The following is a 24,212-nucleotide window of genomic DNA, read 5'->3' as shown; positions in this document are numbered from 1 at the left end:
TCCCCTGCGAGATTCTTCATTTGCGGCGTATGCGTTCACGCTGCCTTTTTAACGGCTGCCCTGAATGGACGGCCGATCGTGAAGGCATCTGGCCGGATGGCTGCCTCAACCTGGCTCCAGGTCACCGGATGGGCGACTGGAAAACCGGGGCGCGCCCGTGGCGAGAAGGCGCCCACCGCAGTGTTGCCCCGACCATTGCGGAGGTAATCAATGAAGATGCGGCCTGTTCGAGCTGACGGCGCGGCCGAAAGTAGATAGCGATCCGGATGCGCTTCAGCGAGCCGATTTGCGAACGACCGAGCAAGGAGCCGGGCATTGTCGTGCGTGAGCTTCGCCCTGAGCGGGGCCATCAAGTGAATGCCCTTGCCTCCGGTCACTTTCGGCCAGCTCTCCAGACCTTCCGCTTCGAGGATGTCGCGGAGCGCCAGTGTCGTCGCGATAACTTGGTCCCACTCGACGCCCTCGCCGGGGTCAAGGTCCAGAACAATACGGTCGGCATGTTCGATATCGTCGACAGTGGCGTTCCAGGGATGCAGCTCTACTGCATCCATCTCGACCAGCCCCAGCAAGCCGGCAAGGTCATCAACCCACACGCGAACGCCCTCGCCACCCTCGCGCTTCTGCAGCCGCAACTGATGCACCGCCGCCGGGATCTTCGGCAGCGTGCCTTTGTGATAGAAGGTCGCGCCATGAGCATGGCGAACCAGCTTCAGCGGACGGCGGCCGAGATGAGCAAGCGCGTGATCGGCAACCCTCTCCCAATAGCGTGCAAGCTCTTCCTTGGGAGGTGGAACCGCGTCGGGCAGCAGTTGCAGGATGTTTTCACTGGGAACGCCATGTTGTGGGGCTGACACGCGTCGCTTGGATGGGGCTGGAGGCTTGGCGGGGATCGGCACGAGGTCTTCGCGCAAACCCTTGAACACTGCCTCGCGCAGCACGCCGCGATCGGTGACGCCGCTGAACTGGACCTCGGCCAGCACATCTGGTTTCACCCAGGTCGCCTTCGGCTTTACAATGGGCTCGGACAAAGGCGACTTGCTGGTAATCAGCGGGTCAAGCCGCTCCCGAACGAGTTTCGCAGCACTTAGCGTGTAACCGCTGCGAGCCTTCCCGGCATAGAGCAGTCGGTCGCCCTCACGACGGCCTAGGTAAAGCGATGCAATGCGCCGCGGGTGAGCACCGAGTTTCTCTACAAAAGCCACGATGGGGAAGGTGTCGCTCTTGATGCACTTTATCTTGAGCCAACTCGTTTGGATGCCTGAGCAATAGGTGCCATCCACGCGTTTGGAGACGATGCCCTCCAATCCCATCCGGCAGGCATGTTGAAACACATCCTTGCCGCTTACCTCCAGATGCTCGGCATAGGTCAGTGTCGGTGGGGTGTTCTCCAGCAGCCTCTCCAGCGCTGCCTTGCGCTTCACCAATGGCTGTTGCCGAAGATCGCGCCCGTTGAGAAGAAGCAGGTCGAAGGCGTAAAAGATGAGCCTCGCCGAGTCTGGATTGCCCAACTCCCTTTCCAGGGCTTGGTAATCCGGAAGGCCGGTGTCGCCGAGAACGACAGCCTCACCATCCAAAATCGCGGTCTTCACCGGCAAGCCCGCCGCTGCTTGAACTATTCGGCGGTATCGATGCGACCAGTCGTAGCCACGGCGCGTGAAGGCCCGTGCCTTGCTGCGCTCAATGATCAGTTCGGTGCGGTAGCCGTCGTACTTGATCTCGTGAATCCAGTCGCTGCCCTCGGGCGCCGTTGCGACCAGAGTCGGCGACTGAAACTCGACGAAAGAGAGCCCGTTTGCTCTTTTACTCATGCACCCTCCGAACAGCGATTCAAGACGCAGTGCAGCGATAGGTTCCAGGCGTTTTAGCGGAATAGCATGTTCGACTGAGTGACGCCGCAGATCTGGAGCAGCCGGCCGTGATGACGATCAAAGGCAAGCGAAACCGCCTTTCGCGATCCGAGATTGGTATTCCCGTCGCAAAGGCGATCTGCGAGGGATTATCCCACTTCAAAGCGCGCTGGGCTGTCACCGAAACGCCGCACCTTCCATCGCAAGTGTTTCGAGCAGAACAGTAAGTGGCCTCTCGCAGGCCAGAAAACTTTTGATCTAATTGTTACAGGCAGCAGGTGGCAAGTGGCGGACTGGCTACTTGAATCAACTTTGGCGAACCGCTTCGTAAGTTATCGAAAGATAACGATTACATTAGTCGCAGAGAGCGTGAGATTAAACAGGATAATCAGTGGCTTGGCGGATTGTTAGCCAACCCGTATTCCTCGTCGTCTCGTATGGTCTGGCGAACCGAAGGACCGGCAGGAGGACTAATATTCACGCGAGAAGTATCTTCTATCCCATGGTTAAGAGCGGCTGCTTTGGGGCCGGTGAACGAACCCGCTGCGCGGGAGGGCGCCTGCGATTGCGGCCGCGCCGATGAACGCGGCGCACAGCTCAATGATGAAGCCGGAGACAGACAGGGCCGTCGCCATGGAAATGATGGAGCCCATGCACATGACTAAGCCAAGAAGCAGCGACTGTATCTGTCTCGGGAGACGCCCGGTATAATCCGCCACAAGGTCCCAGGCGACGACCAGGATGGAGACGAGGGCAAGATTGGCGAGGAGTGAATGCCAGATTTCGGCCATGACTTTTCTGCTCCCTTTTTCCGATAAATATCGGCAAAACCTATCCGAGGTCTAAAGAGGCTGCGCACCGCCTGGAAATCGGCCGCTAAGGCGTGAAGTAGAAAGAGCAGGTGTTAATCACTGAGATCGGCTTCGAATCCTGACGAAATGCCCGTTCGACGCGATTTTTACGAGCTCCGCCCTAGCAGGACGTCGACAATCTTGAACACCTATGTGTGCGACCGGGACTTTTAGCATTGCCACCTGCAATGTCTGCTTTTCGGCGGTGGCACAGGTTGCCTCTACGACCGATTCTGGGCGCATTGCTGACTGGCGGCTCTGGGCCGAAGGCTGCCAGCCCGGTTTGCGCAGCCAAGATGGAAAGGGCAGATATTCGCCTGAAGGGGCGGCAGCCCGAAGCTCACTCAAGTCGGACGGCTGCAAGAACCCGAGGCCGTCGCTTATCGATTGCCAAGGATGTTACAGGTGCGCGTCATCCTACGATCGAGGCGCCCGCCGGTGCCGTCCACGTATTGCAGAATTGGGAACGAGCCTCAGAAATAGAAGGGAGAGGACGCGGCCGTTGAACATCGAATCGATCAATCCATGTTGATCCGCGGACCTGTTGCCCCGTTCAGCAATCGCTTCAAGTGGAAGCTCGCAAGCTGGTCCCCTGCGCGCCTGCCTACTTCAGCAGCGAACGAGGTGACCGCACTAGGGTCGCCGGCTTCCAGCTTAGCGAAGGCCGCCAGGTAATCCTTCGTCGCGAGGTCGTCGCATTGCTCAGGCCTTAGTGGCTCGTAAGCGCGCAGCGACTCCGTTCGTCCTCTCAACACGAGGTCACCCACCGGCCGCCCTCGGAAATTCATAACTTGCCTCGCGACGCTCTCGCTCACGCAAATACGGGTGCCTAGTTGTTTGTTGGCGGCTTCCAGCCGCGCCGCGATGTTGATCGTGTCTCCATAGGCCGTGTAGTCGAAGAAGCGGGCGCCGCCGAAATTACCGACGATCGCCGGCCCGGCGTGGGCGCCGATACGGGTGGGGCCGAGCGCCACGCCCCTGGCGCGCCAGCCGGCGCGGAAGTCTTCCGAAAAGTCATCGAGGTCAAGCGCGCAGGCGACGGCGCGGGCGGCATGGTCGGGCTGGTCGCCCGGCGCGCCGAAGAGCACATGCAGTGCGTCCCCGACGATCTTGGCCACCGTGCCCTCGTGGTGGAAAACGATGTCGGTCATGCCGGCGAGGTACACGTTAAGCAGTTCGCCCAGTACCGCCGGGTCGAGTGTTTCAGCCAGCGCAGTGAAGCCGGCGATGTCAGTGAAAAGCGACGCCACCTCGCGTCGCTGCCCGGCAAGCTCGCCAGCGTCGCTGGCGAGCCGCTCGGCGAGGTTGGGCGAAAAGTAACGCGACAGCGAGGCGTGCGCGCGCTCGGCCGCCACCTGCTTGCCCCGCGCGTCGCGCAGAAGGGCAAGGTGCCTCAGCGTCTTGGCGATAGTCGTCTCCAGGTCGGCGAAATCGATCGGCTTCACAAGGAAATCATAGGCTCCGCGGTTCATTGCCATGCGGATGTTGGCCATGTCGCCGTAGGCCGACACAATGATGGTCGACAAACGCTCCTCGGCGTCCTGGAGCTTCCCAAGCAGCGACAGACCGTCCATGCGCGGCATATTGATGTCGGCAACGACCATTTCGATGCCGGGATTTGCGGCGATCACGTCCAGCGCCTCGACGCCGTCGCGGGCAAAGATAAAGCTCACTGCCCCGTCGCGGATCTGGCGGCGGAACTTCTGCAGGACGAGCGGCTCCAAGTCCGGCTCGTCGTCGACGACGAGGATCAGCGCCGTCACGCCGCGAGCCCGACGCGGGCGTCGATCTCGCCGCGCAGCGCGACGAAATCGAGGGGCTTCGTCAACAGCGCCTCGGCGCCGTTTTCGAGCGCCTTTCGCTTGGTCTCGGGGTCGCCATAGGCGGTGATCATGATCACGGGCACATCGGGACGCAACGCCTTCGCTTTCGGCAGGAGCTCGAGGCCGCTCATGCCCGGCATGTTGATGTCCGATAGGATGAGGATCAGCGAGGCACTTTCCGCCGCCTCGATCACGCTGAGAGCGTGCGGCGCCGAAAGCGCGAATGCCATGTCGAAGCGCCCGGCTCTCAGGTCGCGCCGGAACTGCTGCCGGAAAAGCACCTCGATGTCGGGTTCGTCGTCGACGACCAGGATGAGCAGACTCAAGCGCTTCCTCCAGCTTTGGCGAGCGTCGCGGCGCCGCGCGGCAAAACGATGCGGAATTCGGTGAAGGAACCCAGCTCGGTGTCGACCTCTATGGTGCCTGCGTGCTGTTTCACGACGATGTCGTGGCTTAACGACAGGCCTAGCCCCGTTCCCTCGCCCGCCGGCTTGGTGGTGAAGAACGGGTTGAACATCTTTTCCTTCACCTCCGGCGGGATGCCGGTGCCGTTGTCGCGGATCCTGATCTCGACCGCATCCCCCAGGTTCTTCGTCGATGCCGCCAGCACCGGCTCGTAGCCGGTTTCGCCATTGGCCACACGTCGTTTCGTTGTCGCGTAAAAGCCGTTGGAGATCAGGTTCAACAGCACTCGGGTGATCTCTTGCGGAAAGAGATCGACCTTGCCGGCGCCTGGATCGAAATTCCTTTCCAGGGTGATGTTGAAGCCTTTCCCCTCGGCGCGCGCGCCATGATAGGCGAGGTTCAAGCTCTCCTCCACGACCGCATTGATGTCGATCGGCCGGTGCTCGCCCGAGCCCGAGCGCGAATGGAGCAGCATGTTCCTGACGATCGAGTCGGCGCGCTTGCCGTGCTGTACCACCTTGTCGAGATTGCCCTTCAGCATGTCCGATAACTCGTCGATCTCCGAGCGGGTCTTGTCGTCAAGCGCCGCGCCTTGCAGCGCCTCGCGCAGCTCCACGATAAGGTCGCCGGACAGCGACGAAAAGTTGTTGACGAAATTGAGCGGGTTCTTGATCTCGTGAGCGATTCCCGCGGTCAGCTGGCCGAGCGAGGCGAGCTTTTCGGTCTGCACGAGTCGATCTTGGGCCTTGCGCAAGTCGTCCAGCGAGCGCGACAGGTCCTCGGTGCGCGCCTGCACCTCGTCGAACAGGCGGACATTCTCGATGGCGATGACCGCTTGATCGGCGAAGGTCTTCAAAAGTTCTACTTGCTTGGCGGCAAGAACGCCCGTCTCAGCGCGCCCGACTGCTATGCAACCGATGGGCAGGCCGTCACGCAGCATCGGCACGGCGACTGCGCTGCGCAGGCCCGAAAAAGCCGCCGCGGCGCGGTGCGTGAATTCACTGTCCAAGGTGAGGTCTGGGATCTGCGCCACGTCAAGATAGAGGATCGCCCGTTCGGCGGCGCTGCCGCGAGTAGGTGCCACGGGAAAGGTGTTGCGTACGATATGAACGCTTTCTTCGGTGATGCCGTGATGCGCTACGAAATGCAGAAGCTCGCCATCATATCTGTAGACGAAGCAGAACTGCGCTTCGCACAGACGGGCGGCACTTTGCGCTATCATGTTGAACACCGGCTGCACATCAGTGGGCGAGCGGCTGATGACGCCAAGCACATCGCTGGTCGCCGTCTGGTACTCTAGCGCCTCGGTAGCCTCCCGCGTCCGCTGCTGCACTTCCTCGAACAAGCGGACGTTCTCAATCGCGATGACGGCCTGGTCGGCGAAAGTCTTCAGCAGTTCGAGCTGCTTGTCTGTGAATGGCCTCGCCTCGGCGCGCCGGATCATTATCGCTCCGATGACGTCCTCCTCGCGCAGGAGCGGAGCCGCAAGGATCGCGCGGAATCCGAGCCGTCGCGCAAACTCGGCTCCGACCGGAAACTCCCTGCCGGCCTCCTGCAAATCAAGGACATGCACCGGCGCGCGATCGAGCACCGCGCGGCCGGTGACCACGTCCCGGGCGACCGGCAGTCCGGTGTCGTCGACGGGGATCGGCCCGTGATGGGCTCCCACCGCCAGCCGACCGGCGCGTCGCAGGTAGATCGTCGCGTCATAGGCGTCGCAGAGGCGCGCTGCGCTTTCGGCGACGGCGTCAAGGACTGGCTGGATGTCGGTCGGTGACGCGGCGATGACGCGCAAGATAGAGCCCGTCGCAGTCTCCCGCTCCAGCGCCTCGGTTACTTCGCGATTGCGCGCCTGCACCTCCTCGAACAGGCGCACGTTCGCGATGGCGATGGCAGCCTGATCGGCGAAGGTCTCCACCAGTTCGATCTGGCGTTGTGAGAACGGCCCCACGGTCCGTCTCGCCATGCCGAAGACGCCGATCACGTCTCGGCCTCGCTTGAGGGGGACCGAAAGGGCCGCGCGGAAATGGCCCATGCTCGCCGCTTCCGGCCTTTTGTATTCCATATCCTTGGACACATCGGCCACATGGACGGTTGCCCCTTCGAGGGCCGCTCGACCTTGAAATGTCCCACGCCCGATCGGGTGTGGATGGCTCTTCTCATAGGCGCGAAGTTCATCTGTCCAACCGGTCCCGGTCATGACCCGTAGCCAATCGCCATCGCGCAGTGAGATCGAGCCCATATCACCGCCTGCCAGGCGGATCGCCGAATCGAGTAGCGTCTGCAATACGGGTTCAAGGTCGAAGGCCGACCGGCTGATGACCTTGAGCACGTCGGCGGTCGCAGTCTGCTGAGCAAGCGCTTCGGTCAGTTCGGCCGTCCGTGCCTGCACTTCTTCGAATAGCCCCACGTTCGAGATGGCGATCACGGCCTGGTCGGCGAAGGTCTTCAGAACCTCGATCTGCCTGTCGCTGAACGGTCTCACCTCTCTTCGCCGCAGGCTAATCGCACCGATCGCTCTTCCATCCCCCACGAGAGGTGTCGCCAGAATGGTGCGAAAGCCGTACTGAATGGCCTTTTCCCGTCCTGCCGCGAATTCGGTCCCAGCCTCGGACAGGTCTTCGACCTGCACGGTCCTCGCATCGATCACCGACCGCGCCATTACCCGGTCTCGCTCCAGTGGCCACGGCGCCTCATCGACCGCAATTGGGCCCGAATGCGCGCCGAGATGGAGCATATCGTTCTTCTTGAGCCGGATGATTACGTCATAGGCCTCGCAAAGACGGGCGGCGCTAGCCGCCACGGCGTCGAGGACCGGCTTGATATCAGTTGGCGACGAGGCGATGACGCGAAGCAGCTCGCCGGTCGCCGTCTCGCGTTCGAGCGCTTCGTTGAGCTCCCGCGTGAGATGCCCAATCCTAGCTTCGAGTTCGTCGTGTGATTGCCGCATGCAGGTTCTAGCCCTCGGTCGCAGCGCTGCCCACTAGGTCGAGATGCGAACCATAGGCAGAATGGCAGTAGAAATACTAGGTCGCTCGCCGGTCAATCGATCCGCCCTCCATTCGCAGCGAGGAAGATCGGCAGCCGGACTCTCGACTTTTTTAATAGAACGGGTCGCCGGTCGTCAGAATCATCAGGTGGCACTTCTACAAAGGGCCTGCGCGGGCTTGATCGCAACCTTCCAGTAGCAAACAGCAATGTCAGGTGTTTGCGCAACTGCGATGTCCAAGGTGGTCGCCAGCAAGGTCTGCTATCGGGCAGAGCAAAGATCAACTCAACGGCCGACAATGGGCGCAAAGCAGTCATGCCGCGGTCGCGTGTGAGACTCTGATTTGGTGCCGAGCACCCCCTACGACTCGTCCCTCTCGTCGCGCAAATTAGACAAAACGCGGCGATTTTGCGACCTGCAGGCGGCGTTGGGGCAATCGCGGACAAGCCTATCCTTGCCGTAACCCTTGGCCCACATGCGGTTGCGGTCTATGCCGCCAGCGGCGAGGTAGTTCATCACCGCATCGGCGCGCTGCTGCGACAGCGCGGTTTCGCTTGCTCCGGGATCGTCGGCGAAACCCTGCAGCTTGAGCAGCCAGCGTGGATGCTTTGCTAACCAGGCGATCTGGGTGTCGAGGGTGGCCCTGGCGACAGCATCGAGCGAGGCCGAACCTTGCGTGAAATAGGTGCGGCGGCCGACATTGAGGATGAAATCCTCCTCGCTGCCCGGCTGAACGTTCTGGAAGCTGGCAATCTCGGCGTTGGTGACGTCGGGCGTGGAAGGGGCCAGCGTGTTGCTGGTCGAGCAGGATGCGGCCAGCACCAGCAAGCTGGCGGCGAGCAGCCGGCGCGTGTTTGCAATCATGCTGTTCATGATGCGCCAATCATTCGACGGTGGTGGAAACGGGCGCCTGGTCGGCGATGTGCGGCAGGACCTCCACCGCGGTGCCGATCGGGCACCGCTGGTAGAGGTCGATAATGTCTTCCGGGAACATGCGGATGCAGCCGCTGGAAGCGTCGGTGCCGATGCTCCACGGCTCCAGCGTGCCATGCAGGCGGTAGCCGATGTCGGCGCCGTCGCGGTACAGATAGAGCGCGCGCGGCCCGAGCGGATTGTTGGACGCGCCGCCTGCGACCATGGGCGGTAGTTCCGGCCTGCGTTTACGCATTTCGGGGGGCGGGACCCATTGCGGCCACAGCGCGCGGCGGTCGATCGTCGCGCGGCCGTACCATTTGAAGCCCTCCTTGCCTACGCCGACGCCGTAGCGGATGGCGGTCTTGTTTTCCATGATGAGGTAGAGGAAGTGGTGGCGGGTATCGACCACGACGGTGCCGACCGTCTCGCTGCTGAAATACTTGACGATCTGGCGATGCCATCTCTTGTCGATATTGGCGAAGTTGGTCTTGCGATAGACAAAACTGTTGTCGCTGGCGGCACCGGAGAAAAAGGATTTTGCTGCCGCGGCTCGAACGGCATTACCGGTTGCACCGACCGCGGCCAGCGCCAAGCCGCCCAGCACGACACCCCTGCGTGAAAAACCCATCGGCAATCCCCCATGCCTTAAGCCTGGCGGACACTAATTGAGAATTATTTCGCCTCAAAGCGGAAAATGCTGCGGTGGGGCCGGTGAACGAACCCGCTGCGCGGGAGGGCGCCTGCGATTGAGGTAGAGATCAAGAACCTGTCTTCGCGCTCGCGTTGAGCGTCGTTCGGCTGGAGCAGAGCATGACGGGCTTCTTCAACAAGGAGCCTGACCATGCAGTACCCCGTTCTCGATGCACCCGTCAGCCCACTGCGCCAGCGGCTGATCGACGACATGAACATGCGGCGTTTCTCACGCGAGACGCAGCGCAACTATCTCCGCGACATCGGACGCCTGGCGACATTTCTTGGGCGTTCACCAGACACAGCGACCGCCGACGACCTACGTCGGTTCCAGATCGACCAGCAGGAAGACGGCGTTCCGGTGCCGACGATGAACAGCATCGTGTCGGCGCTAAGCTTCTTCTTCACACAAACGCTCGACCGCCCGGACCTGGCGCGCCGGGTCGTCCGGCTGTCGCATCCGCGCAACCTGCCCGTGGTGCTGAGCCGCGACGAGGTCGCCCGGCTGCTCAACGCCACCACCTGCCTCAAGCACCAGGCCGCATTGTCAGTCGCCTATGGCGCGGGCCTGCGCGTCGCCGAGGTGTCGATGCTGAAGGTCGCCGACGTCGACAGCGAGCGCATTCTGCTCAGAGTCGAGCGTGGCAAGGGCGGGCGATACCGGAACGCCATGCTCTCGCAGGACCTGCTCACGCTTCTGCGTGAGTGGTGGAAGGTCTGGCGGCAGCAGGGCGTGATGCATCGCGACGGCTGGCTGTTCCCCGGGCAGCACGCGATGAAGCCGATCAGCACGCGGCAGCTTTATCGGATCGTCGTCGAGACGGCGCAGGCGGCAGGCATCGCCAAGCGGGTCGGGCCGCACACGCTGCGCCACAGCTTCGCCACCCACCTGCTGGAGGACGGCACCGACATCCGCATCATCCAGGTCCTGCTCGGGCACGCCAAGCTCAACAACACCGCACTCTACGCCAAGGTCGCGACCCGAACGGTGCGCACGGTGACGAGCCCGCTCGACAAGCTTAGCCTGTTCAAGCCGGGAGAGATCTCGCCTGACGGCTGAGCCGTGCGCACCTCTGTCGAGGTCGCCGACGTCTTCCGCGCTGCCGGGCCACCCTACCCGGGCCGCCCATGCAGGTCATCTGAGCCTCCGCCCAGCTCAAGGTCATGTCGGCGATCGAGCACTGCCGCACCGTCGCCCTCGGCGGTCACGTCGAGGCCTGCGAGGACTGCGGCCAATGGCGGATCGCCTACAACTCCTGCCGCAACCGGCACTGCCCGAAGTGCCAGGGCGCGGCGCGCGGACATGGCTGGCCGAGCGCGAGGCCGACCTGCTGCCGGTCGGCTACTTCCATGTCGTGTTTACGCTGCCAGCCGAGGTCGCCGACATCGCGTTCCACAACAAGGCGCTGGTCTACGACCTGCTGTTCAAGGCGGCATCGGAGACGATGCTGACCATCGCCGCCGACCCGAAGCACCTCGGCGCCAGGATCGGCATCACCGCCGTACTCCACACATGGGGCTCGGCGCTGGCCCACCACCCGCATGTCCACATGATCGTGCCGGGCGGCGGCATCGCGCCGGACGGAAGCCGATGGATATCGTCGCCCCCGGCCTTCCTGCTCCCGGTGCGGGTTCTCGGCAAGCTGTTCCGTCGCCTGTTTCTCACCCGGCTGGTCGCGCTGCACGAGGCGGGCCGGCTCAGCTTCTTCGGGTCGATCGCGCACCTGATCGAGCAGCGGGCATTCCTGCGCACATCTTGCTCCCGTGCGGAAGAAGCGCTGGGTGGTTTACGCCAAGGCCCCGTTCGCGGGCCCGGAGGCGGTACTCGCCTATCTGTCGCGCTACACGCACCGGGTCGCGATCTCGAACAGCCGGCTGATCGCCTTCGACAAGAGCGGCGTCACCTTCCGCTACAAGGACTACCGCCGCGACGGCGCCGATCGCCAGCAGGTCATGACACTGGCGACCGACGAGTTCCTCCGCCGCTTCCTGCTTCATGTTCTGCCACGCGGCTTCCATCGCATCCGGCACTACGGCCTGCTCGCCGGTTCCGCTCGCAAGGCCAGCCCCGCGCTGGCGCGCGAACTGCTGAACGTCGCCGCGCCGCCCGACCCCGGCAACCCCGACGAACCGGACGACTTCCGGCCGCCATGCCCGTGCTGCGGCGGACGCATGATCATCATCGAGACGTTCGAACGGTGGAGGCAGCCGCGCGGACCGCCGGACAAGGCGGCGACGAACCGTTCAGCCGCAGGCACCCAGCCTTCGGCAACGGACCCACGCGTGTCATTTGTGCTCATCGATGCCGACAGGGCCGCAGCCAGCCGCGTGCCGGGCCGGCAATACAGCGTGGCTGAAGGGCAAAGAGGTCCGTCCGCATTTAACCCGCCGCTTGCTGGCGGCGGTCGCGCCATCACCGCCATCAGGCGCAAATCGAAATCCCCATAGCCATCGCCTGTGGCCCGCGGGTTCCTTCCTCTGGGACTTTCGTACGCCTGCCGGCGCCCGAAACTCTTCACGGAAGCGGACCGTCCACTATCAGCGGATGGTTGCCATTCGGCGACCGTCCAATTGCCGACGTTGGGACTACTGGAGCAGCCATGAAAACGCACGCCGCAAAAAGGGTTCGCCACCCGTCCTGACAACCTCACCATGCGCCACGACGACGTGCTCGGGATGTCTTCCGATCAACTCACGAATCTTTGGGCGCGCGGTTGCGCGGTTGCGGAAACTGATCCGATAGTCGATCGGCGGATAGCCCCATCCTTCGACCATTTTCGAAAATTTTGCGATTGGCCGCATCCACCAAGGCCAATGGCGTTTCAGGAACGTCTCGCTGAAGGTTTGTGAGAGGTCAGCGATGATGGCGGTGCGCGATCCGCGGTGAAAGAAGATCAGTTCGTCCATGAATGGTGAATTGGTGAAATAGAAGTGGTCGATCTGTCCTCTCCATTCGGCTGGCGGCTCGTCAGTCAGAGCTCTGGAAAAATGGAGTTCCTTGCACTTGGCGATTGTCGCCGCCGTCGCCCATAAACTCGCGCCCGGAAATGCGGCCTGCCACTCGCCTAGAAACAGATAGTGCAGCTTATTCGGGCTGACTATATGCCGAACAGGCCCCAGCGCTCGAATCTCAGCCTCGAGCGCAGCCGTCCTTTCGACCGGCGACCACAATCACAGCCCCCCATCGGCAAGGCGCACTACGGCCATGCGTGTCGGATAATCGAATCCTTTGAACGAGACGATTCCGCCATCCGCAATCCATAGGGTCGATCCCAGCGGTTTCAGCATGGTCGCTCAGTCTAGTCCGCCAGATAGCCGCTTTCCACCCAATAAGGGCAGTCGCAGCGCGATTGCAGCGATATCGAAAACGGTCGCCCGACACGGCCGAACGACCGCTCTGACTTCAGACTTCTGTGCGCTCCGCGAGGAGCAAGGCGTCCTCGACCTCAACGCCAAGGTATCTGACCGTGTTCTCTATCTTCGTGTGCCCGAGCAGGATTTGTATCGCGCGGACGTTGCCGGTTGCCCGGTAGATCATCGCCGCCTTTGTTCGTCGAAGCGAGTGCGTGCCGTACTCCGCCGGGCGCAGGCCAATGGCAGTGACCCACTCATCGACCAGCCGGGCATACTGCCGAGTGCCCATATGGTTTGAATGATCAATGCGGCTCGGAAACACATAGTCGGCAACAGTGCCGCCTCGACGTTCGAGCCACGCCGATAGGCTGGAGCGCACATCGGAGGTCAATTCGAATTGGACTGGTCGGCCGGTCTTCTGCTGCACCACTACGGCTCGCGTCCGTACGTCTGCACCTGCAACGACATCGCCAATCTTGAGCTTGACCAAATCGCACCCGCGCAGCTTGCTGTCGATTGCCAGGTCGAAAAGTGCACGATCGCGCAGACGTCCTTCTCGGTCGAGGAAGAAGCGGATTGCCCAGATCTGTTTCTGGGTAAGTGGTCGCTTTGTGCCAACGGTTTTGCCAGCGTTCCATGCCGAGCGACCTTGCATGCCGGGATCATAGCTTGAGTAACCCATTTTCGTTCTCCATGGCCTTGATTGGCCGAAGAGGAAAACGATTGAGGTATTGAAGTTCTTTGGGGCCGGATTCGGAAGGTCGGCTTATGGCGTCCGAAGAACAACAGCGCACGTTCGGCGTGGTCCGATCCAACGTCTGAAACTAACACAATAGCAGCCATGAGGCGTGATAGAATCCACACCTGAGGGCCCATACAATCTGCACGATTTCCTTCGCTCTAGCTTGCCGCATTGCCAATTCTGTCGGCCGTATTCCCTGCGCCATTTGCAGTGCTTCAAGGCCAGCGCGCGCTTTCACTTATTCTGGCAAGCCTGCCTTGCGCAAGTTCTCGCGAAGGTGTTCGAGATCGCCGGGATTTTTGTAAGGCGTCATTTGGGGGCCGGTTCTCGAAACGATTGTGGCTGATGGGTCCATTTGCTTGATCCGCTCCACGGCTTCCGTCGCTTCGATCATATTCCCCAATGCAGCATGACTGGCTGCCAAATAGAGCCAGCGGTACACCGTATCGATTGTCTTTAGGCTACGCAAAGCCGTGACTGCTTCATGGTATTGTCGGGAGTCGTAATAAATCTGGCCGAGCTGTTGGACGTACCACTCGGGATAGCGAGGATTAAGCCGCAACGCCTTTTGTGCTGCGTCGAGGCCTTCGCTGGTTCTTCCCGCGCAACTCAGGCAGTAGCCATAGTCCATGAGAATGTCTGCATCATTGGGATTGAGATCAAAGGCGCGATGAAATGCCGCAATGGCAGGTTCATACTGCCCGCAAAAAAGGCAGTGTCCTGCGAGTGCGTAATGGCCCCACGCATCCGCGTCGTCGCGTTCAATCGCGAGATTGGCGTACCGCAAAGCATCAGCCAACGAGGACTCGGGGTTCTCGCTGAATCCATCGACTACGTCCATCATGTGCGTCCAGGCAACCTTGGCAAAGGCCTTGCCAAATTTGGGATCAAGCTCTCCGGCCTTGAGGAAGAGTTCGCGCGCACGCTGATTGCCCTCCTTGGTATTGCGGTCTATGGCCTCCATGCCTCGCACGAAGTAGTCCAGCGCTTGAAAGTTCCGTGTCCCCGCGAGTTCCGGGCGCTCTTGCCACGCCTTTAATAGTCGGCCTCCGTGCGCCGTGGCTAGACTGCCAATTATTCTTTCGGTGACATCGTCCTGCACGGCAAAGATATCATCGATGCCTCGGTCGTAGCGCTCTGCCCAAAGGTGCCGACCAGTCTTGCCATCAATGAGCTGGGCCGTAACCCGGACACGGTCCTTCGACCTCTGTACGCTGCCCTCCAAGATATAGCGGGCACCCAGCTCCCGGCTGGCATCCTGTATCTTGGTGGCTTTGCCCTTGTAGGCGAACGTCGAATTGCTCGCGATGACGAAAAGATCGCGAAACCGAGACAATCCGGTGATGACGTTCTCTGTAATCCCATCCGCAAAGTAGTCCTGCTGACGGTCGTCGCTCATATTGACGAACGGCAGCAAAGCGATGGAGGGCTTATCAGAAAGCGAGGTCGGCGAAGTGGTGTTCGCTCCGGGACCTTCGAGACGGACCGCATAAGCTCGCACCGGTCGCTCAATGTTTTTAAGTATCTGCTCACCGTTGTCGTCGAATTGCAGGTCAAGCCGGTTTCCAAGGTGATCTCGCACCGTGCCCGAAACCATGACACCTCCAACAGGAGCGATGCCTTCGAGTCTCGCCGCCACGTTCACGCCGTCACCGAACAGATCGTTATCCTCGACGATTACGTCGCCGAGGTTGATCCCGATCCGGAATTGTACCTTTCGGTCCTCGGACAAGTCTGCGTTGTGATCCGGCATGGCACGCTGCATGGCAACGGCGCAAGCTACGGCATTCACGACACTTGGAAACTCGGCGAGGATGCCGTCGCCAGTCGATTTGAAGATGCGGCCTTGGTGCTCGGCGATGTTTGGGTCGATCAACCCGGCACGGATTTCCTTCAATGCGTCAAGCGTGCCAACCTCATCCCTGCCCATGAGCTGGCTGTATCCCGCCACGTCAGCAGCAAGGATGGCCGCGAGGCGGCGTTGAACGCGTCCTTCGGGCATCGCAGGGGTGCTCTCACTGCGGCAAATTGTATTTGCATCACGAGGAGGAGTCTATTCGTCTGATAGCTCTTGGTGCATTCACGTCGGTTTTGCCAAGTCGCTGATACGTCTGGTTAGGGGGTAATCCTGAAAGTGTCGGCCCGGGCGTAGCTCAAGCTCCCAACTGGAACTGCAAATCATGCGTCCTTGGAAAACGGCCCATGCAGCTTAATCCTGCAAGCCCGCCAGACGCCAGCCGTCAAAAAACGGCTGCACAGCGCTCACGCTCTTAAATGGTGCGTTCTTCGCCAAATCACCTGCGCTCCAATTTGGATTGTCCGCAAGAAGTAGGCGAGCTTCCTCCTGTGCCTCAGGGACGCGGCCGGCAAGGGCAAGCGCGACGATCAGAAACCCTCTCGAACCAGTGCCGTAGGTTTCCGCCCGGCTCAAGGTCGCTACTGCTTCTTCGTACTGCCCGGAGGAAATCTGCGCCATTCCCAGGGTCCAGAAATACCAACCGGGTGGACGAGGATTTAGACGCAGCGCCTCGGCACAAGCTATGAGCGCCGCTTGCGGCTTGCCTAAGTAGATTTGAAGCTCACCCACCCATACAACGGCATCTGCATTGTTGGGATTTAACCGAATGGCAGCATCGAATTGGAATTTTGCTTCATCCAAATTGCGCTCAAAAAGCTGAACACAGCCCAGGATCCTGCGGGCGTGTGAATCGCCGGGGTCGATTTCCACGGCTCGTTGCGCGTGCATTAGGGCCTCTGCGCGACCCGGTACCTGTGGTTCTCCCCAGATAATCCATCCAAATAGCAGAGAAATGGCTAGATTACTGTGTGCTTCGCTGTACTTTGGATCGAGCTGAACGGCACGTTCCAAATCCGAACATGCCTCAATGTTGTCTGCTCTGGAAATGTTGCATTTGTCTCGCGACCTAACACAAAGATCATAAGCTTCTAGATTCGACGGTCGGGAACGGGCAATAGTATTTTTTTCACCAAGCTTGCCAGAAATCGCTTCAACCACGCGTCGCGTGACCTCGTCCTGAACGTCGAAGATGTCGGCGATATCACGGTCGAAACGCTCGGCCCACACGTGATTGCCGCCTTCCGCCGCATTGATAAGCTGCACATTGACCCGCAACCGCTTGTTGGATCGCCGGGCGCTGCCCTCGAGAACATATTTGACGCCCAGATCGCGAGCGATCCGCCGGACGTCGGTGGGCTTGCTCTTGTAAGCGAAGGTGGAGTTCCGGGCGATGACGAAGAAGCCGGACACATTCGACAGATCGGTGATGATGTCCTCCGTCAGCCCGTCGGTGAAGAATTCCTGTTCGGCATCACCACTCATATTGACGAAGGGCAGCACGGCAATCGAAGGCTTGTCGGGCAGCGCGAGCTGCAGCGAAAGCATTTCCGGCACAGCTTGCTCCGGGGGTGAGGCGGGCTTCGCCTGAGCGGGAACTCCGACTTGCACCGAATAAACTCGGACAGGATCTGCGATGTTCTTGAGTTGCACCGCACCGCGATCGTTGATTGCGAGATCGAGCCTTGACCTAACCTGCCAATAGGCTTGCTCGGAAAGACAGATATTGCCGGGCTCGCAGATGCCTTCCAGGCGCGCGGCGATATTGACTCCATCGCCCATCAGGTCGCCATCGCGCTCCTGCACGACGTCGCCCAGGTGAATTCCGATCCGGAACTCAATGCGACGATCATCGGGCACCCCGGCATTGCGCTCAAGCATGGCATTCTGCACTTCGATCGCGCAGCGGACTGCTTCCACAACACTGCTGAACTCGACGAGGCTCCCGTCGCCTGTGCGCTTGACGACGCGACCACGATGAACAGCGATGGTGGGGTCGATGAGATCGCTGCGCAACGCCCGCAGCCGTGCCAAAATGCGATCTTCATCTGCGCCCGCTAGCCGGCTGTAACCGACCACATCCGAGACCAGGATCGCTGCTATTTTGCGGGTCTCCCTCATGTCGTGCTCCCTCCATCCAGTCTGACACTACTGCCAAGCCAAAGGAAGATAGTTCCGAAGCATTGGTCGGATGGTCCGCATAGGATCGGCTCCAGTCGTTCGAGACAAATGTTGGGCGCATAACAGCCTGCGACTTGTCTTAGCGAAGTCCGCTTTTGGTGAATGGACGGGGCCTCAGGGATGACTGCCATGAGGCGCAATCCTGCTGGGCTGCTTCTGACGGGAACGGGGCCGGAAGCGGACCGACCGCTCTCGGAAAGCGAGGTTGGAAAGCAGCCTTTTTCTAGAAAGGCTAATGCTTCAGAATCTGGCTGAGGAACAACTTCGTGCGGTCATGGCGCGGGTGGCCGAAAAACGCGTCGGGCGTGCCCTCCTCGACGATCTGCCCGGCGTCCATGAAGATCACCCGGTCAGCGACCGCACGCGCAAAACCCATCTCGTGCGTCACACACACCATGGTCATGCCGTCGCGAGCCAATCCCGTCATCGTCTCTAGCACCTCGGACACCATTTCCGGATCGAGTGCAGAGGTCGGCTCATCGAACAGCATCACATCGGGTTTCATGCACAAGCTGCGGGCGATCGCCACGCGTTGCTGCTGGCCGCCGGACAGTTGGATGGGAAACTTGTTCGCCTGCTCGGGAATGCGGACCCGCTCGAGGAACGTCAGCGCGGTCTTGCGCGCCTCCTTTTCCGATACGCCCTTCACCCACATCGGCCCGGCCATGCAGTTCATCAGCACCGTCATGTGCGGAAACAGATTAAAGTGCTGGAAGACCATGCCGACATTGGAGCGCACGGCAGCGACGTTGGTCATCTTGCCGTGTAAGGCAACGCCGCTGACGACGATGTCGCCCTCTTGATGCGCCTCCAGGCGATTGAAGCAGCGGATGAGCGTCGATTTGCCGGAACCCGAGGGCCCGCAGATAACGATCCGCTCGCCCCTGCGGACGGTCAGGTTGATGTCCTTCAGCGCGTGGAACTGACCATACCATTTGGAAACGGCTTTGGCTTCAATGATGGCCGGAGCGCTCATCGCACCTTGCTCCTGTGGTAATGCCGTTCGATCCGCGACTGGATCAGTTCGAGGCAGATCGATAGCATCCAGTAGATCATGGCAGCCGAAATCAGCATCTCCATGTGCTGGAAGGTCTTCTGGCCGAGGGTGCGCGCCAGGAACATCAGCTCCCACACGCCGATGACCGAGACCAGCGAGGAATCCTTCAGCATCGAGATGAACTGGTTGCCCGTCGGCGGAATGATGACCGGCAGCGCCTGCGGCAGGATGATGCGGCGCATGGTCAGCGCGAAGCCGAAGCCCATGGAGCGCGACGCCTCCCATTGGCCGCGATCGATGCTCTGTATGCCGGAGCGGAAGATCTCGGTCATGTAGGCGCCGTAGCAGAGCGAAAGCGCCAGGATGCCAGCAGGCACGGCATTGATGACGAAGCCGAGTTGCGGCAGACCTAGATAGATCAGGTAGACCTGCATGAGCAGCGGAAGGCCGCGGAAGAAGGAGGTGTAGAAGCTGGCGATGGCGTAGGCGAAGCCATTGCTGGAAAGCTTGGCGACCGCGCCAGCGACCGCGATGACCGAGGCGATGACGATGGAAATCGCCGAGACGTAGAGCGTGGTGACAACACCCTGGCTGATCAGGAATGGCAGCTTCTCTCTGATAAAGGGCAGGCTGAGATGGAACGTCTCGAAGAAGGCGATGAACAGGAGCAGCAGCTCGAGCCAGACGATGCCGATCTGGAACTTGAGCGGCGCGAAGCCGATCAGCACGACGTTCAAAGTGAAGATCACCGCTATGACGAAGGCAATGGCAAAGCGGCCGTAGAGGCCACTCACCGACGGTTCGCCGATCACCGGACGCATCAACTCGGCGAAGCTGGTGCCTGACATGTTGAAGGCCATGAAGAGAAGCAGAACGACGCCGAACATCGTCGCCACGAACCAGGGTTTGTGGACGAGGATTTCAGCTTCGACGGTATCCGGATAAAGCATCTTTGAGCACCGGCTGTTCGGCGGCCTGCCTGGGGGGCAGGCCGCCTTTGAAGGGGCTAGTTCGTCTTCGAATAATCCTGCCCGTACCACTTTTCGGAAAGCTTGCTCAGCGTCCCGTCCTCCTTCATCGCTTTCACTGTGTCGGCGATCTTGGCGGAGAGTTCGGGATCGCCGCGTTCGATGGCGATCGCCAGCGGCTCGTAGAAGACCGGATCGCCCAGCTGTTTGATCGGGTAACCGGCCTTCTGCGCATCGAGGATCGACGGCAGCGAAGAAACCACCGCGTCGAGGCGCACTCCGTCGCCGAGGCGAAGGTCGTCAAAGGCTGTCGTCGAATTCTCGTAGGAGTGGACCTCCTTCGGGTTCAGCTTGTATTCGAATGCCGGCGCGCCGGCGGCGTCGAGCGTCAGATCCTTCTTGGCATAGGCTTCGAAGGTGGAGGTGCTGGTGGCGCCGACCACCTTGCCGTCGAGATCGGCCAGCGTCTTGGCCTTGCTGTCCTTGTGCACGGCAACGGCCGCCGGTGTGTAATAGTAGACGGCCGGAAAATCGAAGATCTCGGCGCGCTTCTTGGTCGGCGTCATCGAGCCGGCATGCATGTCCCAACGCCCTGCCCAATGGCCGGCGGTGATGATGTCCCAGCCGGGCGTGATGAACTCGACCTTGACGCCAAGGTGCTTGCCGATGGCCTTGGCGACGTCGACATCGAAGCCGTCCAGCTCGTTGCTGGCATTCACGAAGGACTGCGGCGCCCAGTTGGCATCAGTCGCCACCTTGAGGGTGCCGGCCGCCATCACGCGGTCGAGCACCGCGCCTGCGTGAGCAGGATATGCGCCAAGCGCAAGCGCCATCACGGCCATCGTCACGTGTCGTCTGTTCCAGATTGTCATGTGCGTATTCCCCTGTTGTTGTTCAGTCCCTTGCGGTCACTTCCGTTCAGCCGGTCGTGACGTCGCAATTTCGTGCCGACCAGGTCGGTGTCCTCTCCCAAAGGCCCGCGGATTTAGCGACGTCGCGGCCGGTCCGGTCTTCCGATGTCGCGGAGGACGTTTGCCGTCGCCGTTCCCCCGATCACAGGGAAGGTCCCGGCGCACTGCCTGCGATGTGTCGTGCAGAGCCTGGCGTCCGACGTTCTCTTTCGCATCGCGAAGGCTGCTATTCATCGGCGCCACCTCCCTTCCCGCGGTCAGCGTCCAGCAGGAAATCGCCCATCACGGCGGCAACCCGAGCCGGCGCCTCGATCAGGATCGAATGGCGAAGTCCGGGCAGGATGGCGAGTTGCGACCCTTGCAGCTGTTCGTGCATCAGCCGTGCCATGCGCGGGCTGGAGCCCTGGTCGTCCTCGCCGGTCACGATCAGCGTCGGGCAGGTGATACGGTCGAGAATGCCGCCGAAATCGGTCTCGGCCAGAACGCGATAGGCCGCCGCGTAGCAGTCGCGGTCGTTCTCGGCGTCACGCCGGCGCAACTCGGCGATCACCTCCGGGTTGCTGTCCTGAAAGTCCTCCGTCAGCCAGCGCGACAGCGAGGCGGCGTGGTGTGCCGAGGCATCGCTCGCCATCAGCGCCGCCAGCCGGCCACGCACCGCGTGCCGTTCCTCGGGCGTACGGGCGGCGACCGTCGACAGCAGCACCAGTTTTTGCAGGCGCTCGGCATGCGTCAGCGCCAGGCGCTGTGCGATCAGGCCACCCAGCGAAAAGCCGGCCAGATTGAAGGCGGCAAACCCGACATGGTCGGCCAGTGCCAGCGTCTCCTTGACGAAATCGTCGATCTCGTAGCGGCCCTTGACCCGGCTGGAGCGGCCATGGCCGCGCAGATCGAAGGTGAGAACCGCGAAGCGATCATTCAGCTGCCTGGCCACGCCATTCCAGGCTTCGAGATAGGAACCGACTCCATGGATGCAGACCAGCGGCACGCCGCCCTCGCCCTCAAGGCGCCAGTTGAGCAGCACGCCCTCGATATCGAGCTGGCCGGAGCGCGCCATGGTCACGCCCTCGCCGCCTGGCGCGCTTTGTCGCGCTCGCGCGCGGCGAAGACCGGCATCACCTCGTCGACCCACAGCTTGATCGTCTTCTTCTGCAGCTCGAACGGCAGGTTGAATGTCAGGCCGAGGCAATACTGGTCGACGCCCGCCGCTTCATAGTCGAGCAGCTTCTCGATCACCTCGTCGGGCGTGCCGAACATCAGGTTGCGGCGGATGTTCTCGGGATTGTAATTGTCCTTGCCCTTGACGCTCTCGTAAGGGACGGCCTCGGGAAAGCCGTTTTGCACGGTGCCGATGTTCTGGAACAGGTTCTCGAAGGCGCGGCCGTAGTCGATGGCATGCCCGACCGCCATCTCCCAGTCCTGCTCCCGCTCGTAAACGCAAGTGCGCCGCTGCATCATCAGGCGCGGGCGCGGCACCTCGGGATGATCGGCGACGGCCTTGCGGAATTTCTCGCCGAGCACGGCGATCTCGGCCGCCGGCGCCGACAAGGGCGTCGACAGGATCGAGGCGCCGGTGCCGACCGCCCAGTCGAAAGTGCCCGGGTCTCGCGCGGCCACCCAGATCGGCGGATGCGGCTTCTGCAGTGGCTTCGGCACGCCGGCGGCGAGCGGGAACTTCCAGTAATCGCCGTCATGGGCATAGTCCTGCGCCCACAGTTTCTTCACCGCCGGCACCAGCTCCTTCAGATAGGCAACGCCTTCCTGCTGCGGCATGCCGCCGGCCATGCGGTCGAACTCATATTGATACGAACCGCGCGCGATGCCGAACTCCAGCCGCCCGCCGGTCAGGTGATCGCAAAGTGCCGCCTCCCCTGCCAACCGGATCGGGCTCCAGTAGGGCGCGACCAGCGTCGAGGTGCCGAGCCGGATCTGCTCGGTATGCTGGGCAAGCCAGGTCAGCGTCATCAGCGGGTTCGGCGAGATCGTGCATTCGATCGTGTGATGCTCCGCCGTCCACAGCGTCTCGAAGCCACCCTCATCGGCCAGGCGCGCTAGGTCGAGCAGATTGCTCTTCACCTTTGCCATAGGCACGTCGGGCGAGAAGCGTTCCATGGTCAGCGAAACGGCGAATTTCATGTCGGTCTCCCGGTCGTTGCGTCGGCGTTTGTCAGCGAAGGCGGATGATGAAGGGGTCCTGCATGGCGCCCGAGTAGTCGATAACGACGTTCTTCAGGCGCGAGAACTCCTCCATCGCGTCGAAGCCGCCGCGCCGCCCGTAGCCGCTCTCCTTGAAGCCGCCATTGGCGGACATGAAGGAGGACGCGCGGTAGGTGTTGATCCAGACGGTGCCGGCCTCGACATTCCTGGCGAAACGCAGCGCGCGGTTGATGTCCCGCGTCCAGATGCCGGAGGCCAGCCCATATCGGGTGTCGTTGGCGAGCCGGATCATCTCGTCTTCCGACGAGAACGGCATGACACCGACGACCGGGCCGAACAGCTCCTCCTGCATGAAGTCCATGCCGTTGTCGGCATCGGTCATGACCGTCGGCTCGAAATACCAACCGCCGGAAAGCTCGGCCGCTTGTGGCCGCCTGCCGCCGGCCGCGATGCTGGCACCCTGGCGCACGCCCGAGGCGACATATCCTTCCACCTTGGCAAGCTGCGCCGACAGTGCCAGCGGACCAATGTCGGTTTCCTCCAGCGTCGGCGGCCCGACCCGCACGCGCCTCGTGCGCTCGACCAGCGCCTCGACGAAGCGATCGTAGACGCTGGCCTCGACGAAACAGCGCGAACCGGCGACGCAGGTCTGCCCCGCGGCCGCGAACACACCGGACACGACGCCATTGACGGCATGGTCAATGTCGACATCGCCGAAGACAACATGCGGCGACTTACCGCCAAGTTCCATCGAGCAAGGAATGAGGTTCTCCGCCGCATTGGCAGCGATGCGGCGTCCCGTCACCGTCGAACCGGTGAAGACGAGTTTTGCAATGCCAGGATGGCGCGTCAGCGCGTCGCCGGCCACAGCACCCGTGCCGGTCACGACATTGACGACACCGGCCGGGAAGCCGGCCTCCATGATCAGCTCGGCCAGCGCGAGCGTGGAGGCAGTGGCATGCTCGGATGGCTTGACGACCACCGTGTTGCCGAGCGCCAGGCATGGCGCCAGCGTGCCGGTCAGCAGCATCAGCGGCGAGTTCCATGGCGTGATCATGCCGACGACGCCGATCGGCTCGCGCAGGTTGAAGTTGAGCATGTCGAGCTTGTTGACCGGAATCGTGTCGCCGAGCAGCTTGTCGGCCATCCCCGCGAAATAGGTGTAGCTGTCGGGCATGGCGCGCATCTGCGCCCGCATTTCCTTGAGCAGCTTGCCGTTGTCGCGCGTCTCGATCAGCGCCAGCTCGTCGGCGTGCTCCAGCACCAGCTCCGCCAGCCGGCGAACGAGCTTGCCGCGGTCGGTCTGGGTCATGCGCCGCCAGGCCGGATTGGCGAAGGCGCTACGCGCCGCCTCGACAGCCGCGCCGACATCCTCGGCGCCGGCCTCGGCGAACTGGTACCAGGGCTTGCCGGTGGTCGGGTCGAAACTGTCGATGTACTGCCCACCTTTCGGCGCCACGAACGCACCGTTGATGAACAGGTTCTGGCGTGAGCCTTCGAGCGATCCGACCGTCGTTTTCATGCTGTCTG

At 61.7% G+C, this 24,212-nt stretch carries 18 protein-coding genes and 1 pseudogene; 2 read left to right on the top strand and 17 right to left on the bottom strand.

The annotated features are described in order from the left end of the window. Positions 1–35 precede the first annotated feature (35 nt). The 7 genes from ligD to EOA16_RS00810 all read right to left on the bottom strand — a co-directional run bounded on the left by ligD (position 36) and on the right by EOA16_RS00810 (position 9,458). Positions 36–1,808, bottom strand: coding sequence for a DNA ligase D (ligD, locus tag EOA16_RS00840; protein ID WP_127254871.1), 1,773 nt, complete (start codon positions 1,806–1,808; stop codon positions 36–38). A gap of 545 nt (positions 1,809–2,353) precedes the next feature. Then, on the bottom strand, positions 2,354–2,638 hold the full coding sequence (locus EOA16_RS00835; protein ID WP_245455808.1) for a hypothetical protein: 285 nt from the start codon (positions 2,636–2,638) through the stop codon (positions 2,354–2,356). A 578-nt stretch (positions 2,639–3,216) separates the two neighbouring features. Further along, entirely contained in the window at positions 3,217–4,461 is a 1,245-nt protein-coding gene (locus EOA16_RS00830) for an adenylate/guanylate cyclase domain-containing protein (RefSeq protein WP_127254869.1), read from the bottom strand. After that, positions 4,458–4,847, bottom strand: coding sequence for a response regulator (locus EOA16_RS00825; protein WP_023723443.1), 390 nt, complete (start codon positions 4,845–4,847; stop codon positions 4,458–4,460). The genes EOA16_RS00830 and EOA16_RS00825 overlap by 4 nt, the downstream gene beginning before the upstream one ends. Next, complete coding sequence (locus tag EOA16_RS00820; RefSeq protein WP_127254867.1) at positions 4,844–7,876, bottom strand: GAF domain-containing protein; 3,033 nt, start codon at positions 7,874–7,876, stop codon at positions 4,844–4,846. Before EOA16_RS00820 ends, EOA16_RS00825 begins: the two co-directional genes overlap by 4 nt. A 399-nt stretch (positions 7,877–8,275) precedes the next feature. Further along, positions 8,276–8,788, bottom strand: a complete 513-nt coding sequence (locus EOA16_RS00815; protein WP_127254866.1) for an OmpA family protein — start codon at positions 8,786–8,788, stop codon at positions 8,276–8,278. Between the two features lie 10 nt (positions 8,789–8,798). Further along, on the bottom strand, positions 8,799–9,458 hold the full coding sequence (locus EOA16_RS00810; RefSeq protein ID WP_127254864.1) for a L,D-transpeptidase: 660 nt from the start codon (positions 9,456–9,458) through the stop codon (positions 8,799–8,801). Between the two features lie 213 nt (positions 9,459–9,671). Here EOA16_RS00810 and EOA16_RS00805 point away from each other — a divergent pair, with 213 nt between their 5' ends. Continuing rightward, a complete protein-coding gene (locus EOA16_RS00805; RefSeq protein ID WP_127254862.1) occupies positions 9,672–10,580 on the top strand; it encodes a tyrosine-type recombinase/integrase in 909 nt (302 codons plus the stop codon). Between the two features lie 3 nt (positions 10,581–10,583). After that, positions 10,584–11,719: pseudogene (locus EOA16_RS32975) on the top strand (IS91 family transposase); the annotation flags it as partial. A 387-nt stretch (positions 11,720–12,106) separates the two neighbouring features. Here EOA16_RS32975 and EOA16_RS00795 read toward each other — a convergent pair. The 10 genes from EOA16_RS00795 to EOA16_RS00750 all read right to left on the bottom strand — a co-directional run bounded on the left by EOA16_RS00795 (position 12,107) and on the right by EOA16_RS00750 (position 24,204). After that, positions 12,107–12,691: a DUF4336 domain-containing protein gene (locus tag EOA16_RS00795; protein ID WP_127254860.1), complete on the bottom strand. Its 585-nt coding sequence runs from the start codon at positions 12,689–12,691 to the stop codon at positions 12,107–12,109. Between the two features lie 232 nt (positions 12,692–12,923). Next, positions 12,924–13,556 (bottom strand): tyrosine-type recombinase/integrase, encoded by a 633-nt coding sequence (locus EOA16_RS00790; RefSeq protein WP_127254859.1) that lies wholly within the window; start codon positions 13,554–13,556, stop codon positions 12,924–12,926. A 298-nt stretch (positions 13,557–13,854) separates the two neighbouring features. Then, positions 13,855–15,618 carry an adenylate/guanylate cyclase domain-containing protein gene (locus EOA16_RS00785; protein ID WP_127254857.1) on the bottom strand — a complete coding sequence of 588 codons (1,764 nt, stop codon included), beginning with the start codon at positions 15,616–15,618 and terminating at the stop codon, positions 13,855–13,857. Positions 15,619–15,825: 207 nt separating this feature from the next. Further along, positions 15,826–17,592, bottom strand: a complete 1,767-nt coding sequence (locus tag EOA16_RS00780; protein WP_127254855.1) for an adenylate/guanylate cyclase domain-containing protein — start codon at positions 17,590–17,592, stop codon at positions 15,826–15,828. Positions 17,593–17,884: 292 nt separating this feature from the next. After that, positions 17,885–18,628 carry an amino acid ABC transporter ATP-binding protein gene (locus tag EOA16_RS00775; protein ID WP_127254853.1) on the bottom strand — a complete coding sequence of 248 codons (744 nt, stop codon included), beginning with the start codon at positions 18,626–18,628 and terminating at the stop codon, positions 17,885–17,887. Continuing rightward, on the bottom strand, positions 18,625–19,599 hold the full coding sequence (locus EOA16_RS00770) for an amino acid ABC transporter permease (RefSeq protein WP_127254851.1): 975 nt from the start codon (positions 19,597–19,599) through the stop codon (positions 18,625–18,627). The genes EOA16_RS00775 and EOA16_RS00770 overlap by 4 nt, the downstream gene beginning before the upstream one ends. Positions 19,600–19,655: 56 nt before the next feature. Then, a complete protein-coding gene (locus EOA16_RS00765; RefSeq protein ID WP_127254850.1) occupies positions 19,656–20,489 on the bottom strand; it encodes a transporter substrate-binding domain-containing protein in 834 nt (277 codons plus the stop codon). 265 nt (positions 20,490–20,754) lie between these two features. Then, complete coding sequence (locus EOA16_RS00760) at positions 20,755–21,582, bottom strand: alpha/beta hydrolase (RefSeq protein WP_127255299.1); 828 nt, start codon at positions 21,580–21,582, stop codon at positions 20,755–20,757. Between the two features lie 2 nt (positions 21,583–21,584). Further along, the gene (locus EOA16_RS00755; protein WP_127254848.1) at positions 21,585–22,661 is read right to left on the bottom strand and encodes an LLM class flavin-dependent oxidoreductase; all 1,077 of its coding nucleotides are present in this window, start codon (positions 22,659–22,661) and stop codon (positions 21,585–21,587) included. 31 nt (positions 22,662–22,692) lie between these two features. Then, positions 22,693–24,204, bottom strand: coding sequence for an aldehyde dehydrogenase (locus EOA16_RS00750; RefSeq protein WP_127254846.1), 1,512 nt, complete (start codon positions 24,202–24,204; stop codon positions 22,693–22,695). Between the last annotated feature and the right edge of the window lie 8 nt (positions 24,205–24,212).

Source organism: Mesorhizobium sp. M7A.F.Ca.US.008.03.1.1 (assembly GCF_003997495.1).
GTDB lineage: Bacteria > Pseudomonadota > Alphaproteobacteria > Rhizobiales > Rhizobiaceae > Mesorhizobium.
Note: the sequence above shows the minus strand (reverse complement) of the source record. Positions and strands in the feature narration are given on the sequence as shown.

Coding starts and splice junctions, on each gene's coding strand:
- EOA16_RS00790 (WP_127254859.1), bottom strand. CDS start 13,556: ATGGGTTACTCAAGCTATGATCCCGGCATGCAAGGTCGCTCGGCATGG.
- EOA16_RS00785 (WP_127254857.1), bottom strand. CDS start 15,618: ATGCCCGAAGGACGCGTTCAACGCCGCCTCGCGGCCATCCTTGCTGCT.
- EOA16_RS00765 (WP_127254850.1), bottom strand. CDS start 20,489: ATGACAATCTGGAACAGACGACACGTGACGATGGCCGTGATGGCGCTT.
- EOA16_RS00815 (WP_127254866.1), bottom strand. CDS start 8,788: ATGAACAGCATGATTGCAAACACGCGCCGGCTGCTCGCCGCCAGCTTG.
- EOA16_RS00755 (WP_127254848.1), bottom strand. CDS start 22,661: ATGAAATTCGCCGTTTCGCTGACCATGGAACGCTTCTCGCCCGACGTG.
- EOA16_RS00780 (WP_127254855.1), bottom strand. CDS start 17,592: ATGAGGGAGACCCGCAAAATAGCAGCGATCCTGGTCTCGGATGTGGTC.
- ligD (WP_127254871.1), bottom strand. CDS start 1,808: ATGAGTAAAAGAGCAAACGGGCTCTCTTTCGTCGAGTTTCAGTCGCCG.
- EOA16_RS00750 (WP_127254846.1), bottom strand. CDS start 24,204: ATGAAAACGACGGTCGGATCGCTCGAAGGCTCACGCCAGAACCTGTTC.
- EOA16_RS00770 (WP_127254851.1), bottom strand. CDS start 19,599: ATGCTTTATCCGGATACCGTCGAAGCTGAAATCCTCGTCCACAAACCC.
- EOA16_RS00820 (WP_127254867.1), bottom strand. CDS start 7,876: ATGCGGCAATCACACGACGAACTCGAAGCTAGGATTGGGCATCTCACG.
- EOA16_RS00775 (WP_127254853.1), bottom strand. CDS start 18,628: ATGAGCGCTCCGGCCATCATTGAAGCCAAAGCCGTTTCCAAATGGTAT.
- EOA16_RS00810 (WP_127254864.1), bottom strand. CDS start 9,458: ATGGGTTTTTCACGCAGGGGTGTCGTGCTGGGCGGCTTGGCGCTGGCC.
- EOA16_RS00835 (WP_245455808.1), bottom strand. CDS start 2,638: ATGGCCGAAATCTGGCATTCACTCCTCGCCAATCTTGCCCTCGTCTCC.
- EOA16_RS00805 (WP_127254862.1), top strand. CDS start 9,672: ATGCAGTACCCCGTTCTCGATGCACCCGTCAGCCCACTGCGCCAGCGG.
- EOA16_RS00760 (WP_127255299.1), bottom strand. CDS start 21,582: ATGGCGCGCTCCGGCCAGCTCGATATCGAGGGCGTGCTGCTCAACTGG.